Below are 16,124 nucleotides of genomic sequence, written 5' to 3' on the forward strand. Positions count from 1 at the left end.
ATGGATTTTATACTATACAAACTGATCCTGGTGGGGGTTGTTTTCGGTGTGACCCTGTTCGTGGCCGCATACTCTACGTATGCCGAGCGCAAGGTTGCTGCCTTCCTGCAAGACCGCATCGGTCCGGATCGTGCGGGTCCGTTCGGGATCCTGCAGCCGCTGGCCGACGGATTGAAATTTATCTATAAAGAAGAGATCATCCCGGTGGTATCGAACCGGTTCCTGTTCGTGCTCGGGCCGTGTATTGCCATGATGACCGCCATGATGGCGGGGGTGTTGATTCCGTGGGGCAATACGCTGATATACGGCGACAACGTGTATTCGCTGCAGATCGCCGACCTGAACGTTGGTATCCTGTATGTGTTTGGCGTGGTATCGATCGGTGTTTATGGTATAATGATCGGGGGCTGGGCCTCGAACAACAAGTTCTCCTTGCTGGGTGCGATCCGTGCCTCGGCGCAGATGATCAGCTATGAGATTGCCATGGGGCTTTCTATCATCGCCCTGGTGCTGGTGACCGGCACGTTGAGCCTGGGTGAGATCTCCGCGCAACAGGCCGGTGGTGTGGGCGGCGAGTGGCACTTCTGGAACGTGGTGTACCAGCCGCTCGGATTTTTGATCTTTATCATCTGTGCGTTTGCCGAGTGTAACCGCACGCCGTTCGACTTGCCGGAGTGCGAAACGGAATTGATCGGCGGTTATCACACGGAGTATAGCTCGATGAAGCTGGGCTTCTACCTCTTTGCCGAATACATCAATATGTTTGTGTCGTCGGCTGTGATCTCGACGCTGTACTTTGGTGGTTACAACTTCCCTTTCATGAACGACCTGGGACTGGACCACAACACGATCTCGATTATCGGCACCCTGGTGCTGATCACGAAGGTGTGTTTCTTCATCTTCTTCTTTATGTGGATCCGCTGGACGATCCCGCGCTTCCGCTATGACCAGCTGATGAACCTGGGCTGGAAGGTGCTGATCCCGCTATCGATCTTCAACATCTTTGTTACCGGCCTGGTGATGCTGCTGAAGCACGGCAATTTCCACTGGTAAGAAGGGCTATAAAATTAAAAAAACGGACACAAGGTATAATCATGTTAACGAACCGATCCAAGCTTGTTGTAAATAAGAAGATGACCTTCGCCGAGAAGATCTATCTGCCGGCGCTGTTGAGCGGTGTGGCGATCACGATCCGCCACTTGTTCCGGAAAGGTGCCACGGTGCGCTATCCGGAAACGAAGCGCCCTATCGCGGAGATCTGGCGGGGACAACACGTGTTAAAGCGTGACGACAAGGGCGCCGAGCGTTGTACGGCTTGCGGCCTGTGCGCGGTGGCGTGCCCGGCGGAAGCCATTACGATGACGGCGGCGGAACGCAAAAAGGGCGAGGAGAACCTGTACCGCGAAGAGAAGTATGCGGCGAAGTACGAGATCAACATGCTGCGCTGTATCTTCTGTGGTCTGTGCGAAGAGGCATGTCCGAAGGAGGCGATCTTTTTGACGGACCGCATCGTGTCGACGGACTACGGCCGGGGCGAGTTTATTTATGGGAAAGACAAGCTGGTGGAGAAGGTCGATGAACGCATCGACGTGACCAAGCGCCAAACCCAGAACGTACTGGAGTTTAAACAACAGAAACGACTGAGTCATAACAAATAAATCAACTTCGCAGTGCTGAACGTTTTTTACTTTCTTTCCTTTCTGGCGGTGCTCTCGGCCATCATGGTGGTTGTTTCCAAGAGCCCGGTACACAGCGTACTTTACCTTATCATTACTTTCTTTACGATCGCGGGGCACTACGTGCTGTTGAACGCCGAGTTTCTGTTCATAGTACACATCATCGTGTACGCCGGCGCGATCATGGTGTTATTCCTGTATGTGATCATGATGCTGAATCTCAATACCGAGACGGAGGCGCACAAGAGCACGATGCTGAAGTTCGCGGCCACGATCTGTGCGGGGTTGCTGCTGGTCGTGCTGGTGGGCTCCCTGAAGGGCACGGAGGCGCTGCCGGTGAATGCGGTGGCCGACGAAGACCTTGGGTCTGTGCAGCGGCTGGGTAAGGTCATGTTCGACAAATTCCTGTTGCCGTTCGAGATCTCATCGGTGCTGCTGCTGGCGGCCATGGTGGGTGCCGTGATGCTCGGCAAATCTGAAAAGGCTAACGATATTCTGTAACAGCGTCTGACAAGGAGACGCGGGTAACACTATAGATCGAAAATTATTACTACTACAACAACGATGAATGCTTTACCGATAGATTACTATGTCTGGCTTTCTGCCGCGCTGTTCACCATTGGGGTGCTTGGCGTGCTGTACCGCAGAAACGCGATCATCATTTTTATGTGTATCGAGTTAATGCTTAACGCAGTCAATCTGTTGCTGGTGGCGTTCTCCAGCCGGCTGAACGATCCGTCGGGACAGGTGTTCGTGTTCTTTATCATGGCCGTGGCGGCTGCCGAAGTAGCGGTGGGCCTGGCCATCCTGGTGACGATGTATCGCAGCACCCGGAGTACAGATATTAATATTTTGAATCGCTTAAAATGGTAAGTATGGAGATGCTGGTAAGCCTCGTACCGTTGTTCCCCTTGCTGGGTTTTCTGATCGTAGCCCTGAATGTGCGCAGGCTGTCACACGGTGTGACCGCGTTCATCGCGTGTGGCGCGGTGCTCGTTTCGTTCGTTCTTTCGGTCGTATTGTTTACACACTTGCTGGGTATGCCGGCCGACCAACGCGCCCTGGGCGTTACGTTGTTCGACTGGATCAAGGCCGGCAACTTCACGACGTCGATCAGCTTCCTGGTGGACCCGCTGTCATCGTTGTTCCTGCTGATCATTACCGGCGTGGGTTTCCTGATCCACGTATATTCCATCGGGTACATGCACGACGATGCGGGCTTTAACCGCTTCTTCTCGTATCTGAACCTGTTCGTGTTCTTTATGTTGCTGCTCGTGATGGGCGCCAACTATTTGCTGATGTTCGTAGGCTGGGAGGGCGTAGGCCTTTGCTCGTACCTGCTGATCGGCTTTTGGTTCAAGAACCAGGCGTATAATAACGCCGCGAATAAGGCTTTTATCATGAACCGTATCGGTGACCTGGGCATGCTGCTCGGTGTCATCCTGATCTTTGTACACTTTGGCAGCATTCAGTATGCCGAGGTGTTTCCGAAGGCCGAGGGCATCGGCACCGGCACGCTGACGCTGATCACGATGTTGTTGTTCGTCGGTGCCATGGGTAAGAGTGCGCAGCTGCCGCTGTATACGTGGTTGCCCGACGCCATGGCCGGGCCGACGCCGGTATCGGCGCTGATCCACGCGGCTACTATGGTGACGGCTGGTATCTATATGATCGCGCGCAACAACCTGCTCTATGCATTATCTCCGGCTACGCTGGAGGTGGTCATGGTCGTCGGCCTTGCCACGGCCATCTTTGCAGCGACGATCGCCGTGAAACAGAATGATATTAAAAAGGTACTGGCATACTCTACGGTCAGCCAATTGGGCCTGATGTTCCTGGCGCTGGGCCTGGGCTCTTTCACGAGTGGCATCTTCCACATGGCGACGCACGCGTTCTTTAAAGCGTTGCTGTTCCTTGGCGCGGGTAGCGTGATCCACGCCCTGGGGGGTGAGCAGGATATTCGCCAGATGGGTGGTTTGAAGAAATATCTGCCGGCTACTTACTTCACATTCCTGGTGGGTGTGCTGGCCATTTCGGGGATCCCGCCGTTTGCCGGCTTTTTCTCAAAAGATGAAATTCTCGTGGCAGCCTTTGCGCATAACCGTATCGTATGGGCGCTTGCGCTCGCGGCTTCCCTGCTGACGGTATTTTATATGTTCCGCATGTTCTTCCTGACCTTTTTTGGTAAGGAGCGTGCGAGCCACGATGTGATGCACCACATTCACGAGTCGCCGAAGAGCATTACCCTTCCGTTGATCGTACTGGCTTTGCTATCGCTCGCAGGTGGTTTTATGGGTGTGCCCGAAGTATTGGGCGGCTCGCATTGGCTGGCGTCGTACCTGGCACCTGTGTTTGCCTCCTCGGCGGCATTGGCGGGTGAACATCACCACATGAGCCATACGCTGGAGTATGCCTTGATGGCAGCCGTGGTGGGACTCACGCTTATGGTGATCCTCTACGCGTATATGCGCTACGTAAAAGGCAACCGTGTACCGGCTGCGGATACGCAAGTCGATGGCGTGCAGAAGGTGCTGGCCAACAAGTATTATGTCGACGAGATCTATCATGCGATCGTCGTGAAGCCTTTGTACTGGATCTCGGCTACGTTCGATGCGATCGTCGAGCGTCTGGGCGTCGATAAGATCGTAAACCTGATCGGCGGCAGCGTTGTGCCGGCCAGCCGTGGTGCGCGGTTGCTGCAGAGCGGAAGCATCGGCTACTACATTTTTGTGATGGTGGTCAGCATTGTGCTGATCCTGGCCATGGGAATAATTCGCTAATGATAATTTAAGAAGACATGTTTATAACGATATTCCTCTTATTCTTCCCGCTTCTCGTTGCGCTGTTGCTGTTTGCGTTCAAGCCGGCGCAGGCAAAGATGCTGGCGCTGGTGGCCTCCATCATTGAGCTAGCCGTGTCGTTGTACCTGGTGGTGATCTTTCCGAGGACGGACGCGGTGCAGTTTGTTGTCGATGTTCCCTGGGTGCGAGCTTTCGGACTGCACTTTGCCGTGGGCATGGACGGTATCAGCTTGTTGCTGGTGCTGCTGACGACGTTGCTGGTGCCGTTCATCATCCTGTCGTCGTTCAGTCGTACGATTGAAAAGGCTTCTACGTTCTATGGTTTGATCCTGGTGATGCAGATGGCACTGATCGGTGTGTTCTGTGCGCTGGACGGCCTGCTGTTCTATCTCTTCTGGGAGATTGCCCTGATCCCGATCTACTTCATCTGCCTGATCTGGGGCGGTGAGGATCGCGGCCGCATTACTTTTAAGTTCTTCGTCTATACGCTCGCGGGCTCTCTGTTCATGCTGGTGGCCCTGGTATACTTGTATTTCCAAACACCGGGTACGCATACTTTCGCGATGCAGGCTTTATACGAGGCCGGCCGCGCGCTGCCCTTGTATGAGCAAAGCCTGATCTTCTGGGCGATGTTTGTAGCTTTTGCCATTAAGATGCCGGTGTTCCCGTTCCATACGTGGCAGCCCGATACGTATACTGTAGCGCCGACGCAAGGTACGATGCTGCTGTCGGGCATCATGCTGAAGATGGGCATTTACGGTGTGATCCGCTGGTTGTTGCCGCTGGTGCCGGCGGGTGTAGCGGCCTGGGGCTTTACGGCCGTGGTATTGTCGGTGATCGGCATTATCTATGCGTCGTGTATCGCTATTGTTCAAAAAGACTTCAAGCGCCTGATCGCCTATTCGTCGGTGGCGCACGTGGGCCTGATCTCGGCGGGTGCGTTTACGCTGAGCACGATCGGTGTGCAGGGTGCCATGATCCAGATGCTGAGCCACGGCATTGTGGTGTTTGCGCTGTTCTATATCATCGATATCATTTCGCAGCGTACGAAAACACGTACATTGTCGGAGCTGGGCGGTATTCGCAATGTGGCGCCGGTGTTGACGACCGTGTTTGTCGTCGTGATGCTGGGCAGCGTAGCCCTGCCGTTCACCAGCGGTTTTGTGGGAGAGTTTCTGCTCATCAACTCGGTATTCCAATACCACGGCGTACTGGGCGTTATTGCCGGGCTGACCATCATTCTGGGCGCCGTATATATGCTGCGTACATTCCAGCAGAGCATGTCGGGCGAGACCAACGCGGTGACGGCGCGCTTTGCGGACCTGACGACCCAGGAGAAGCTGGTGCTGTATCCCATGGTGTTGCTGATCCTGGTAATCGGCATTTATCCGGCTCCACTCCTGGAGATCTCTGAACCGGCGGTCGCCAGCTTACTGAAAATTTATTCGAACCTTTCTGCATCCGTAAAGTAATATGAACGCACTGCTTGTTATCTGTGGTCTGAGTATCGTTTCGCTGCTTGCCGAAATCGCCAACTTTAAGAAGTGGCTGACGGCTATTGTCATTCTGGGCCTGGCGGCGGCGGCGGCATTGCTGGTACAAGACTGGAATACCTCGGTGTCGTACTTCAGCGACATGCTGGTGTTCGACAACTTTGCGCTGGCTTTTACGGGGCTGCTGGCATTCATATCCATCCTGTGGTTCTGGATGGCGAGCGATTATTTTCAGGCGCAACCCCATCATCGGACGGATCGCACGTCGCTAATCATCTTCTCGATCGTGGGTGCGGTGTTGATGGCTTCCTATAATAACATGGCGATGCTTTTCCTGGGCATCGAGATCCTGTCGCTGTCGCTGTATGTATTGGCAGGCAGCAACAAAGACAGTCTTTTTTCGATCGAGGCCGCCTTCAAGTATTTTCTGATGGGGTCTTTCGCGACTGGCTTCCTGCTGATGGGCATTGCCCTGCTGTACGGTGCTACCGGTTCATTTGATATTCGCGAGATCGCGGCCTTTACGACTTCGCATGCGGACACGCTGCCCAGCTTTTTTTATGCGGGTGTGCTGATGTTGCTGGTCGGTCTGGCCTTTAAGATCTCGGCGGTGCCTTTCCACTTCTGGGCTCCGGATGTTTACGGCGGTGCCCCTACGACGGTAACTGCGTTTATGTCTACCGTTGTGAAGATCGGTGCGCTGGCGGCCTTCTATCGCATGTTTGCGATCGGCTTGCCATCAACACACAGCACATGGTCTACCATCTTGATGGTGATTACGGTGCTGACGCTGGTGTTGCCAAATATCACGGCGGTGTATCAGTCGCATGTGAAGCGCATCCTGGCGTATTCCAGCGTAGGGCATGTGGGCTATATCCTGCTGGCCTTTACGGCGGATCCGACGGGTGCGTCGGGTGTGGTGTATTATTACCTGGCATCCTATGCGGTGGCTTCCATTGCTGCTTTCAGCGTGCTGCACCTGGTGGAGGGTAACAGCGAGTCGATCACGATAGAGTACTTCAATGGTCTGTTCAAGCGCAATCCGCTGCTGGCCGTCGGCCTGACGATTGCGTTGTTGTCGCTGGCCGGCATTCCGCCGTTCCCCGGATTTTTCGGGAAGTACATGGTCTTCGCGTTGGCGATCGCCCAGGGTTACACCCCGCTGGTGATCGTGGCTGTGGTGACGTCGCTGATCGGCGTGTATTATTACTTCCGTATCATCATTGCGATGTACTTCCAGGAGCCGCAGCAGGCTACGCCGCTTCCCGTATCGGGCGCTCAGCGTGCGCTGGCCTTTGTATTAATCATATTAAGTTTTGCCCTGGGCATCTTCCCGGATGCTGTGCTTTCGCTGATACAATAATCCGCCTACGCTAAAGCTTCGGCGGATAAGCTTTGGCCTTCCGGCGCTAAAGCTTTGGTGGACGGGGCTACTACGCTGAAAAGGTGCGGCGGGTGGAGAAATTGCGGCTTTTGGCCGATGGTGCGGTTCCGGTGCGTCGCCGACGAGGCCGGAACCGCTTGCTTTTTGATGCTAAAAGGGTTATCTTCAATCGATTGCTAAACTTTTATATCATGGCGAAAGTACGAGACATTCTAGAAGTCAAAGGCTATGCTGTATACTCGGTAGAGCCAACTGTTACAGTTTATCATGCCATTGAACGCATGTGTGAGAAGAATATCGGGGGACTGGTCATTGTGGAAAACGGCAAAATGGTGGGGATCTTCACGGAGCGTGATTATGCCCGCAAGCTTATTTTAAAGGGCAAGTCTTCGAAGGACACGTTGATCCGCGAGCTCATGACCGAGAACGTCGTGACGGTTACGCCGGAGACGACGATCGAGGAATGTATGTGGTTGATGAGCGACAAGAAGTTTCGCCACTTGCCGGTGGTGAACGAGTACGACGACCTGGTCGGCGTGATCTCCATCAGCGACGTTGTGCGCAACATCATAAACGAGCAAAAGTCCATCATCCAGCATCTGGAGCATTATATCACCGGCGCGCAATAGGCGGCCGGTTCGATGCAAAGTATACCTTGTTTGTGCGTTACGTAGGTAGGTATACGTAGTAAAAAAGCAGAATCATAGTTTTCTGTGTATGCATGGTATAACAAGTTTATCATGCATTTTTTTATTCTACGGCTTAGTGTCGAGGCGGTTGAACATTCTGCGAAAACAACGCGAGGCGTTTTATTGTTTTGATATTCATGACAGCGTGCGGGTATCGGAGGCGTTTGCACAAACTATATATATCGCAGTGAGCATGATTTTTTCGGTATAAATACGTACGGACTTTTCATACCGGGCGCGCCAACGGAAAATTTTAACAATTAAAATGACAATGCTTTGCCGATACCGTTGGTAAGTTTCTCCTAATTCTTGATATTTATATAGTAAAGACCCTCTACGTTATGGATATCATCACTAAGTACAACACACAAGACAGGCTACTCGTGGCAGTAGACTGCATCATTTTTGGATTTGACGGCCATCAGCTCAAAGCGTTGCTCGTCAAAAGGAACATCGATCCTGATCGAGGCAAATGGTCACTGATGGGTGGCTTTGTTCATCAGGACGAGAGTACCGATGAGGCGGCGCAGCGTGTGCTGCATCACCTCACCGGGTTGCAAACCACTTACATGGAGCAATTGTATTGCTTCAGCAATGTTGACCGGGATCCGGCCAGCCGCGTAGTGTCGATCGCGTATTTTGCTCTGATCAACATCAAAGATTATCAGGAGCGGATACACGATGAACATGAAGCACGGTGGTTCCCGTTAGACCAGATCCCCGACCTGGTATTTGACCACACGGAAATGCTGCGCAAAGCAAAAGAGCGCTTGCAACAGAAGGTGGCCAATCAACCGATCGGATTCGAATTGCTGCCAGGTAAGTTTACGTTGCCGCAATTGCAGAACCTCTACGAGGCGATCTATGAGACACCGCTTGACAAGCGGAACTTCACTCGCAAGATCCTGTCGCTGGACATTCTCAACAAGCTCGAAGAAAAGGAAAAGGAATCATCCCGCAAGGGCGCCTTTTACTATGTATTCGACCGCGACAAATTCTCCAGGCTACACCAGGAAGGTGTAAAGTTCATTTAAGTCAGCGCGGGTTGCAGACCCGCGTGACTGTTACCCGGTGGCTCTTCTCATGATGGGGAGGGCCACTGGCTACGTATTGCCTGTCGTTGTCAGTAGTCGTATGACTTCACGCGGTGGTCCTGCCGCAGGTGATCGTTTAAGGCATTGAGCTTTTCTTCGCGGCCGCTGACGTCGTACGTAATCGAGATGATGTTCTCGTCTTTGCTTTCGCGCTCGGGCTCATAGCGGAGCTGGAGTTGCTTCAGCATGTCGTTCAGCGCGGGGCGGAAATTTCCGTCGTCGTGATACGTGATGTGGTATGACCGCGACTGATGGCGACGCGAGATGAAGGTCTTTACTTTTTCGAACAAGGTCAACACGACGAGTGCGATGAGCGACCCGGCAATGGCGATGCCATACTCGCCGGCGCCCACGGCCATGCCCAGGGCGGCGGCGATCCAGATGGTAGTAGCTGTAGTGATACCGTTAATAGAGAGGCCGTCTTTGAAAATAACCCCTGCGCCCAGGAAGCCTACACCGGTGACAATGTTGGACGCAATACGGTCGGGCGAGCCGCCGCCGATGCGAATGGAGATCTCGGTAAAGATCGTTGAGCCGAGGCAGATGACGATCATCGTGCGCAGGCCGGCGGCTTTGCTGCGATACTCGCGCTCGAGGCCGATGGCTGCGCCTACTATAAAGGACAGGAACAGGCGCAGGGCCATTTCGTCGTGCAAGTTGAATAGTTCTTTCATGCGGGAATAGCATGCTAAAATTACATGCCTGAGCGGGTTTAGCGCTGGTGCGCTACACGGCAGCCACAGACTGCAGGCAGAATCATCCTTGCGCTAGCAGGGCAACGAAAAAGGCGGCCGGTGTGGCCGCCTTTTAGCGTATGCGGAGATGCAACTCAACTTACATCTTCCGGACTTTTCCGCTGCCAGCCGAGTGGCTGTTCAGCTGCTTGGGATCGCCTTTATAGAGTACGCTGCCGCTGCCGCTGATGCTGGCATTGAGCGCTTCTTTTACGTTGATCTCTACGTCGCCGGAGCCTGAGATCCTGACATCGCAGGTGTTGGTTTCCAGGTTAGCGGCCAATACACGGCCGGAGCCGCTGATGCTGGCCTTCACGCTGTTGGCTTTGCCCGCCACCGAGATCCTGCCGGAGCCGGATACGCTGAAGTCTGCGAGGCTGGTAACCTGGATGTCGGCATCTACACTGCCGGAGCCACTCACGCGGCTCTCAAAGTTTTTTGCCGTGCCCTTTACCACCATTCCGCCCGAGCCTGAGACACTGGCTTCGGCGCCACCGGTGGCTTCGATCTCGAGTTTCATCGAGCCGGAGCCGCTGACCGACAACTCGAGGTTTTCACTATGTATGCGTGTTTCGGCAATGAGGTCGCCCGAGCCGCCGACGTTCAGTCCTTCTACCGTCGGCATGGTGATGTATACATTGATGCGGTCTTCGTTTTTCCAGGTCCAGTTGTTCCACTTGCCGCGTTTGCCGATGACGAGGCGTGTACCTTCTACGCTGGTCTCAATTTCGGCGAGCAGTTCCTGTTTGCCTTCCACTTCCACCTTGGCGGTGTTGCCCTGGCGCAGGTATAATTTGCCCGGCACGCGAAATGCAATTTTGGTGAACGAACCGGGGTTACGGGTTTCGCGTGTCTGTGCGAAAACGGACGTTACGCTTACAAAAGCGATCAGCAGGAGCGAAGGGATTATATGTTTCATAAATACAAAAGGTTGTTTTTCGATGTTTGCCTATAAGACTACACTGCGTCGTTCAAGGTTGCATGGCGTGGAAAAAACCTGCTTTGCAGCGTATATGCGGCATTCGCGCGCGTAAAACGTGTACCTTGCGGTGTGCAGGCATTTTCATACCGTACCATTCAGCAGCCCACGCAGGGCGTCTATAAGGAGAAGGGGAGCAAATTTCTTGCCTTTGCGTACCCGGTGTCGTCGGAGGCGGCCATCAAGGAACATCTGGAGGCGCTTCGCAAGGAATATTTTGACGCGCGTCACCACTGTTATGCCTGGATGCTCGGTCCCGACAAGCAACGCTTTCGTGCGGCGGACGATGGGGAGCCCAACCACTCGGCCGGAGACCCGATCCTGGGCCAGATCCGTTCACGCGATCTGACGGATGTACTCGTGGTCGTGGTGCGTTATTTTGGCGGTATCAAGTTGGGCGTGGGGGGATTGATCAGCGCGTACAAGCTGGCGGCAGAAGATGCGCTGCTGCATGCGGTCGTGGACACGCGCGAAGTGCGCAAGGAGGTGACGCTGCGATACGATTACAGTGCCACGCCCGAGGTGATGCGCGTGATCAAAGAATTTGATGTGGCGATCACCGCGCAGGAATATACCGATGGCTGCGTGCTACAGGGCACGGTGGCGCTTCAGACGCACCCGGCATTGGTCGAGAAGGTCGCGCTGCTGGGTGCGCTGAGCGTGCGCGTGGTGCTGCTGCCGGACGCGCCGGCTTCGGTGTGACTGTTGCAACCTTTACCGGGCAATACGTGTCTATGGTGAAAATATCCTCCATGTACCGCTGCCTGATCGTATTCCTGCTGGCCGGCCTGGCCGGTTGTACGCCCGACGACCATACCACCGACGGCCTGACGCACGCGATGAAGCGGGCTTGTTCCAGCTGCGAAACGTCACGGGAGAATATGCAGTGGCTGGTGTCGCTGCTGCGGCAAGCGGGCGTGGAGGGGGCGGCCTACGGCAATGTGTATATGATCTCCACCCATGCGGGAACGGTGTTCGTGCACCAGCCCTTGATGATGAGCTGCCTGGCGTGCCGCACATATGCCTGCGACGGTACGGAGATACCGTTGGACAATCCGCTGGTACACGACGAAGTGGTCCCGGGCATCCGCCCCGCGAACCTGTTGTATAAAGCCCCCCTATAATTGTCCCGTTTACGTACGTAGATAATGGCCTATAATGGTTTTATTTGCGGACTAATTTTCCCCGTTTCATTATGGCCTCGAAGAAGAACGCTGCCCTCGGATTTATTTTTGTTACGCTGTTGATCGACGTGATCGGTTTTGGGATCATCATACCGGTGATGCCGAAGCTTATCATGCAAATGGCACATGTCGATGTATCGGAGGCCGCCGAGTATGGTGGGTGGTTATTGATGGCCTTTGCCTTTCCACAGTTCCTGTTCTCGCCGCTGATGGGTAACTTGAGCGATCGTTTCGGGCGGCGGCCTATTTTACTGGCGTCACTGTTCGGATTTTGCATCGACTACCTGTTCCTGGTTTTTGCACCTTCGATCGAGTGGCTCTTTGTCGGACGGATCGTCGCCGGTCTTATGGGCGCGAGCTTTACAACGGCGGCAGCCTATATTGCCGACATCAGCGAGCCGGAAAAACGTGCGCAGAACTTTGGTATGATCGGGGCGGCCTTTGGTCTCGGTTTCATTATCGGTCCTTTCCTGGGGGGTGAGCTTGCCAAATTCGGCGTGCGTGCGCCGTTCATTGGTGCCGCGGTGCTGACCTTCGTGAACTGGCTATACGGTTTCTTTATCCTGCCCGAATCATTGAAACCCGAGAACCGCCGCACGTTTGAATGGAAGCGTGCCAATCCGATCGGCTCGCTGGAATTCTTGTTTCGCTATAAGGTTATTCTCGGCATGGTGGCGTCGATCTTACTGGTATATATCGCCGCCCACGCGGTGCAGAGCACATGGGCTTTTTATACCAAGGCGCGCTTTGGCTGGGAGGAGACCCTGGTGGGCCGCTCGCTGGCCGTGGTGGGTCTATTGGTGGGGTTGGTGCAGGGTTGGCTGATCCGGTTCATCTTGCCGAAGCTGGGGCAGGAGCGGAGCATTTATGTAGGTCTTGCGATCTATGCCGTAGGCTTCTTTTTGTTTGGTATCGCAACCGAAGGGTGGATGATGTTTGTGTTCCTCATCCCGTATTGCCTGGGCGGTATTTGCGGCCCGGCATTGCAGGGGGTCATGTCGGCGCAGGTGCCGCCAACCGAGCAGGGCGAGCTGCAGGGAGCCATGACCAGCTTGATGAGCCTAACCTCGATCATCGGCCCCGGGGTGATGACGTGGATCTTTGCCCATACGTCTAAAACGGGGTCGCCGCTATACTTTCCCGGCGCGGTGATGATGGTAGGCGCCGCGCTGTCGATCATCAGTGCCTTCCTGGCGCGGCTCAGCCTGAAGCGTCCGCATAAGAAGGTGGATACCCTGGCGGAGCAGCAGCCGGTGGTGCACTGATCCGACTGTTGCTGCAATTCATCAGATCCCTAAAACGGATTTCAGTTTGCTATAGCCCGCTTTGCTGAGCGGTATGCGTACGCCGCTTTTCAGCAGCGCCACGTGTGTATCTTTTTCCAATGGCTCGATGCGTGTGAGCTGTGTAAGCTGGATCATATACGAGCGGTGCACGCGTATGAACTGCGCGGGGTCGAGCGACTGCTCGTAGAAGCTCATCGTCTTTTTCTTCAGGAACATTTCCTTGGCGGTATAGATCTTGACATAGTCGTCGTACGCTTCCACGTAGTGGATGTCCTGTACGGGAATGATGCGGATGTTGCCGCCTTCGCGCACCACCACGCGTGTGCGTTCTTCGGGCTGGCGGATCTCTTCGCGCAGGATGGCGGCCTGTTGTGTGCTCTTGTCGGCGTGGCCGCGTTGCTGCATCCACTTCTCCAGTGCTTTGTCAAAGCGCTCGCGGCTGAAAGGCTTGAGCAGGTAGTCGATGGCGTGTGCTTCGAAGGCCTTCATGGCGTACTCGTCAAAGGCGGTGGTAAAGATCACGGCTGGCGGTTGTTCGAGCAACTCGAGCATTTCGAAGCCGTTGATCTTGGGCATTTGTATGTCGAGGAAGATCAGATCGGGTTTATGATGGGCGATGGCTTTGATGCCTTCAAAGCCGTCGTTGCATTCTGCCACCACGGCGATATCGGCGGCGTGCGCCTGCAGGTATTCGCGGGTGATGCTGCGCGCCAATGGCTCGTCGTCGATGAGTATAGTCTTGATCATGCGGTCTGCGGTATTTTTACGTGGGTGATAAAGCGAGGGTTCTCTTCGGTCTCCTGTTGTTCGGTGGTCAGCAGGTCGTTGCGGGCATAGAGCAGATAAAGCCTGCGTTGTACGGAGTTCAGGCCGAAGCCTGTACCGCGGCGCGGTTGTGCCGTGGTGGGATCGAACGGGTTTTCGACCGACAGCAACAGTTGCCCGTCGCGGGTCGCGGCGTTGATGCGAATGGTGATCTCGCCGGTGGTGTCGTAGAGACCGAACTTAATGGCGTTCTCGACAATGGGTTGTAGCAGTAGCGAAGGCAGGCGTAGCGCGGGGGCCGTCGTGTCGTGTTGCACTTCGGTGCGGAGGCGATGGCCAAAGCGCACTTTTTCGATGTCGAGGTATAGTTGTAAGTGTTTGAGTTCTTCTTCGAGGGTGACCAGCTGCTGATCGTCGCGACGCACGGTGCCGCGCAGGAAGTCGGAGAGTTGCTGAATCATTTTGCGCGCTTCTTCGGGGCGGGTGCCGGCCAGTGCGCTGATGGAGTTCAGGCTGTTAAACAGGAAGTGTGGCTGCAGCTGCTGGCGGAGCGATGCAAGCTCGGCTTCGCGCGCCATCTTTTGTGCATCTTGTTCGCGCTTTTCGCTGGCGCGCTGGTCCTGCATGTAGTACCACATCCAGCTCATGAGCGACATGAGGGCGATCATCAGCCAGCTGAACAGGCCGCGGATGATATACGAGCCTTCCATGTAGTCGAGGTAGACGATGTCGTCGGCAAAGGCGTAGCGCATAAAGCAACGGTGTATAAACACGCAGAGGGCGGCCAGCCCGACGCTCCACACGAGCATCGACAATGAATTTTTGGCGCCGGGCGAATAATACTTCAGGGCGTTGTGCATGGCGTGCCCGGCGGCAGCCAGTAACAGGTTAATGGTCACGGCGTCGGCCAGTGCGGCTTGCCATCGCAGGTCGAAGCTGGTGAGCAGGGCATACGTTTCGATGGTGATCAGCAGCACCCACCAGCCGGCATAGGCCAGGGCAAGTTTATAGGTCGCAATTTTTACAGTACTCACGGGATCGGCCGGCATCAGAAAAGAGGAAGAGCGTTCAGACGCAGGGCCATGGCCTTCTGGTGGATGAAGCTGACGTATGAGTTAGCCTCGTCGATTTCATGTATGCGCGAATATACTTCCATGCCGTCCTCGAGCTTTTTAAGCGGCAGCAGTTCGGCTACGTTGATGAACTCCCATTTCACGATCTTGTTTTTGTCGTTGATGAAAGAATCTTCTTCGCCCAGGCCGATCATGCGTGACTTTAAAAAGGCTTCTTCTTGTGATTCGGCTTCGATCAGCCGCAACTGTTCGTCAAACTGTTGTTTCTCTTGGTTTTCGGCCGTGATGCCGAATACGATTTTAGCGATGTACCAGTTCATAAGTATAAGTTGAAGGGTGAGAAGAATGGAATACATGGTTAATAGCTTTTGATATCGATGCCGCCGAAGATGCTCGTGCCTTTCAATATCAAAACTTTGTTGTCGTCGGGGTTCAGAGTAGCGGGGTTACGCTTGTCGTCGAGGCCCCCGAAGATGCTGACCATCTCGTCGGCCTGGATCCGCCAGTTTGCCGGGACGACCAGTTTGGCACCTCCGAAGATCTGCACCAGGTCGAGCACTGCGCGGCCCTGAATGTCGGCCTGTGTGAGGTTGATCTCGGCGCCGCCGAATACGGTCACGGCGCTGCCACCCTGGAAGTCTTTGGAGATGATGACCTTTTTTGTACCGCCAAAGATGGTGACAGAGTCGATCAGGCCTTCGGCCGTTTCTTCGGTGAAGTCCGCACCGAACTGTTGCTGGTAGCGGTGGTGACGGCGTTCGTGCCAGCGTTTCCAGGTTTCGCGGTCACGGTCGCGGCCGCCGCCGGGGCGGCCCCCGGGCGGGGGGGGCCGGGGTAGCAGTTGGGCCTCCCGCGGGCCGGGGGGGTGTAAACCAGACCCCCCCCCCCCCGCCGGGGGGCCCCCGCGCCGGGTATCGCGCCGACAAATACGGCGATCGGACCTACGCGTTTCAACGGTGTGTACAC

At 54.9% G+C, this 16,124-nt stretch carries 17 protein-coding genes and 1 pseudogene; 12 read left to right on the forward strand and 6 right to left on the reverse strand.

What is annotated here, in order from left to right; all coding sequences use genetic code 11:
- From nuoH to KK078_RS24485, 9 genes are all read left to right on the forward strand, one after another.
- Complete coding sequence (gene nuoH, locus KK078_RS24445; protein WP_254092956.1) at window positions 1-1,053, forward strand: NADH-quinone oxidoreductase subunit NuoH; 1,053 nt, start codon at window positions 1-3, stop codon at window positions 1,051-1,053.
- Between the two features lie 38 nt (window positions 1,054-1,091).
- Window positions 1,092-1,658 carry a NuoI/complex I 23 kDa subunit family protein gene (locus KK078_RS24450; RefSeq protein ID WP_254092973.1) on the forward strand — a complete coding sequence of 189 codons (567 nt, stop codon included), beginning with the start codon at window positions 1,092-1,094 and terminating at the stop codon, window positions 1,656-1,658.
- A 12-nt stretch (window positions 1,659-1,670) separates the two neighbouring features.
- Window positions 1,671-2,177: an NADH-quinone oxidoreductase subunit J family protein gene (locus tag KK078_RS24455; RefSeq protein ID WP_254092957.1), complete on the forward strand. Its 507-nt coding sequence runs from the start codon at window positions 1,671-1,673 to the stop codon at window positions 2,175-2,177.
- Window positions 2,178-2,240: 63 nt separating this feature from the next.
- Window positions 2,241-2,549 (forward strand): NADH-quinone oxidoreductase subunit NuoK, encoded by a 309-nt coding sequence (nuoK, locus tag KK078_RS24460; RefSeq protein WP_254092958.1) that lies wholly within the window; start codon window positions 2,241-2,243, stop codon window positions 2,547-2,549.
- 2 nt (window positions 2,550-2,551) lie between these two features.
- Window positions 2,552-4,456, forward strand: a complete 1,905-nt coding sequence (gene nuoL / locus KK078_RS24465; protein WP_254092959.1) for an NADH-quinone oxidoreductase subunit L — start codon at window positions 2,552-2,554, stop codon at window positions 4,454-4,456.
- Between the two features lie 17 nt (window positions 4,457-4,473).
- Window positions 4,474-5,949 carry a complex I subunit 4 family protein gene (locus tag KK078_RS24470; protein ID WP_254092960.1) on the forward strand — a complete coding sequence of 492 codons (1,476 nt, stop codon included), beginning with the start codon at window positions 4,474-4,476 and terminating at the stop codon, window positions 5,947-5,949.
- Window position 5,950: 1 nt separating this feature from the next.
- Window positions 5,951-7,333 (forward strand): NADH-quinone oxidoreductase subunit N, encoded by a 1,383-nt coding sequence (locus KK078_RS24475; protein WP_254092961.1) that lies wholly within the window; start codon window positions 5,951-5,953, stop codon window positions 7,331-7,333.
- Between the two features lie 212 nt (window positions 7,334-7,545).
- Window positions 7,546-7,983 carry a CBS domain-containing protein gene (locus KK078_RS24480; protein ID WP_254092962.1) on the forward strand — a complete coding sequence of 146 codons (438 nt, stop codon included), beginning with the start codon at window positions 7,546-7,548 and terminating at the stop codon, window positions 7,981-7,983.
- 401 nt (window positions 7,984-8,384) lie between these two features.
- A complete protein-coding gene (locus tag KK078_RS24485; protein WP_254092963.1) occupies window positions 8,385-9,077 on the forward strand; it encodes an NUDIX hydrolase in 693 nt (230 codons plus the stop codon).
- Between the two features lie 89 nt (window positions 9,078-9,166).
- Here KK078_RS24485 and KK078_RS24490 read toward each other — a convergent pair whose 3' ends face one another.
- Window positions 9,167-9,811 carry an MgtC/SapB family protein gene (locus KK078_RS24490; RefSeq protein ID WP_254092964.1) on the reverse strand — a complete coding sequence of 215 codons (645 nt, stop codon included), beginning with the start codon at window positions 9,809-9,811 and terminating at the stop codon, window positions 9,167-9,169.
- Between the two features lie 160 nt (window positions 9,812-9,971).
- Window positions 9,972-10,790, reverse strand: coding sequence for a head GIN domain-containing protein (locus KK078_RS24495; RefSeq protein ID WP_254092965.1), 819 nt, complete (start codon window positions 10,788-10,790; stop codon window positions 9,972-9,974).
- 132 nt (window positions 10,791-10,922) lie between these two features.
- Here KK078_RS24495 and KK078_RS24500 point away from each other — a divergent pair, with 132 nt between their 5' ends.
- The 3 genes from KK078_RS24500 (at window position 10,923) to KK078_RS24510 (ending at window position 13,299) form a co-directional block, all read left to right on the forward strand.
- Window positions 10,923-11,552 carry an IMPACT family protein gene (locus tag KK078_RS24500; protein ID WP_254092966.1) on the forward strand — a complete coding sequence of 210 codons (630 nt, stop codon included), beginning with the start codon at window positions 10,923-10,925 and terminating at the stop codon, window positions 11,550-11,552.
- A gap of 32 nt (window positions 11,553-11,584) precedes the next feature.
- Window positions 11,585-11,974, forward strand: a complete 390-nt coding sequence (locus tag KK078_RS24505) for a hypothetical protein (protein WP_254092967.1) — start codon at window positions 11,585-11,587, stop codon at window positions 11,972-11,974.
- Between the two features lie 71 nt (window positions 11,975-12,045).
- Window positions 12,046-13,299, forward strand: a complete 1,254-nt coding sequence (locus tag KK078_RS24510) for a TCR/Tet family MFS transporter (RefSeq protein WP_254092968.1) — start codon at window positions 12,046-12,048, stop codon at window positions 13,297-13,299.
- A gap of 21 nt (window positions 13,300-13,320) precedes the next feature.
- Here KK078_RS24510 and KK078_RS24515 read toward each other — a convergent pair whose 3' ends face one another.
- From KK078_RS24515 to KK078_RS24530, 4 genes and pseudogenes are all read right to left on the reverse strand, one after another.
- Window positions 13,321-14,067 (reverse strand): LytR/AlgR family response regulator transcription factor, encoded by a 747-nt coding sequence (locus KK078_RS24515; protein WP_254092969.1) that lies wholly within the window; start codon window positions 14,065-14,067, stop codon window positions 13,321-13,323.
- Entirely contained in the window at window positions 14,064-15,119 is a 1,056-nt protein-coding gene (locus tag KK078_RS24520) for a sensor histidine kinase (protein WP_254092970.1), read from the reverse strand. Before KK078_RS24520 ends, KK078_RS24515 begins: the two co-directional genes overlap by 4 nt.
- Window positions 15,120-15,133: 14 nt before the next feature.
- Entirely contained in the window at window positions 15,134-15,478 is a 345-nt protein-coding gene (locus tag KK078_RS24525) for a DUF4288 domain-containing protein (RefSeq protein WP_254092971.1), read from the reverse strand.
- A gap of 38 nt (window positions 15,479-15,516) precedes the next feature.
- Window positions 15,517-16,124 (reverse strand): annotated as a pseudogene (locus KK078_RS24530) (cell wall-active antibiotics response protein); the annotation flags it as partial.

This window comes from Dawidia soli, assembly GCF_018598185.1.
GTDB lineage: Bacteria > Bacteroidota > Bacteroidia > Cytophagales > Cyclobacteriaceae > Ohtaekwangia > Ohtaekwangia soli.

Coding starts and splice junctions, on each gene's coding strand:
- KK078_RS24525 (WP_254092971.1), bottom strand. CDS start 15,478: ATGAACTGGTACATCGCTAAAATCGTATTCGGCATCACGGCCGAAAAC.
- KK078_RS24480 (WP_254092962.1), top strand. CDS start 7,546: ATGGCGAAAGTACGAGACATTCTAGAAGTCAAAGGCTATGCTGTATAC.
- nuoK (WP_254092958.1), top strand. CDS start 2,241: ATGAATGCTTTACCGATAGATTACTATGTCTGGCTTTCTGCCGCGCTG.
- KK078_RS24485 (WP_254092963.1), top strand. CDS start 8,385: ATGGATATCATCACTAAGTACAACACACAAGACAGGCTACTCGTGGCA.
- nuoL (WP_254092959.1), top strand. CDS start 2,552: ATGGAGATGCTGGTAAGCCTCGTACCGTTGTTCCCCTTGCTGGGTTTT.
- KK078_RS24475 (WP_254092961.1), top strand. CDS start 5,951: ATGAACGCACTGCTTGTTATCTGTGGTCTGAGTATCGTTTCGCTGCTT.
- KK078_RS24505 (WP_254092967.1), top strand. CDS start 11,585: ATGGTGAAAATATCCTCCATGTACCGCTGCCTGATCGTATTCCTGCTG.
- KK078_RS24470 (WP_254092960.1), top strand. CDS start 4,474: ATGTTTATAACGATATTCCTCTTATTCTTCCCGCTTCTCGTTGCGCTG.
- nuoH (WP_254092956.1), top strand. CDS start 1: ATGGATTTTATACTATACAAACTGATCCTGGTGGGGGTTGTTTTCGGT.
- KK078_RS24490 (WP_254092964.1), bottom strand. CDS start 9,811: ATGAAAGAACTATTCAACTTGCACGACGAAATGGCCCTGCGCCTGTTC.
- KK078_RS24510 (WP_254092968.1), top strand. CDS start 12,046: ATGGCCTCGAAGAAGAACGCTGCCCTCGGATTTATTTTTGTTACGCTG.
- KK078_RS24515 (WP_254092969.1), bottom strand. CDS start 14,067: ATGATCAAGACTATACTCATCGACGACGAGCCATTGGCGCGCAGCATC.
- KK078_RS24495 (WP_254092965.1), bottom strand. CDS start 10,790: ATGAAACATATAATCCCTTCGCTCCTGCTGATCGCTTTTGTAAGCGTA.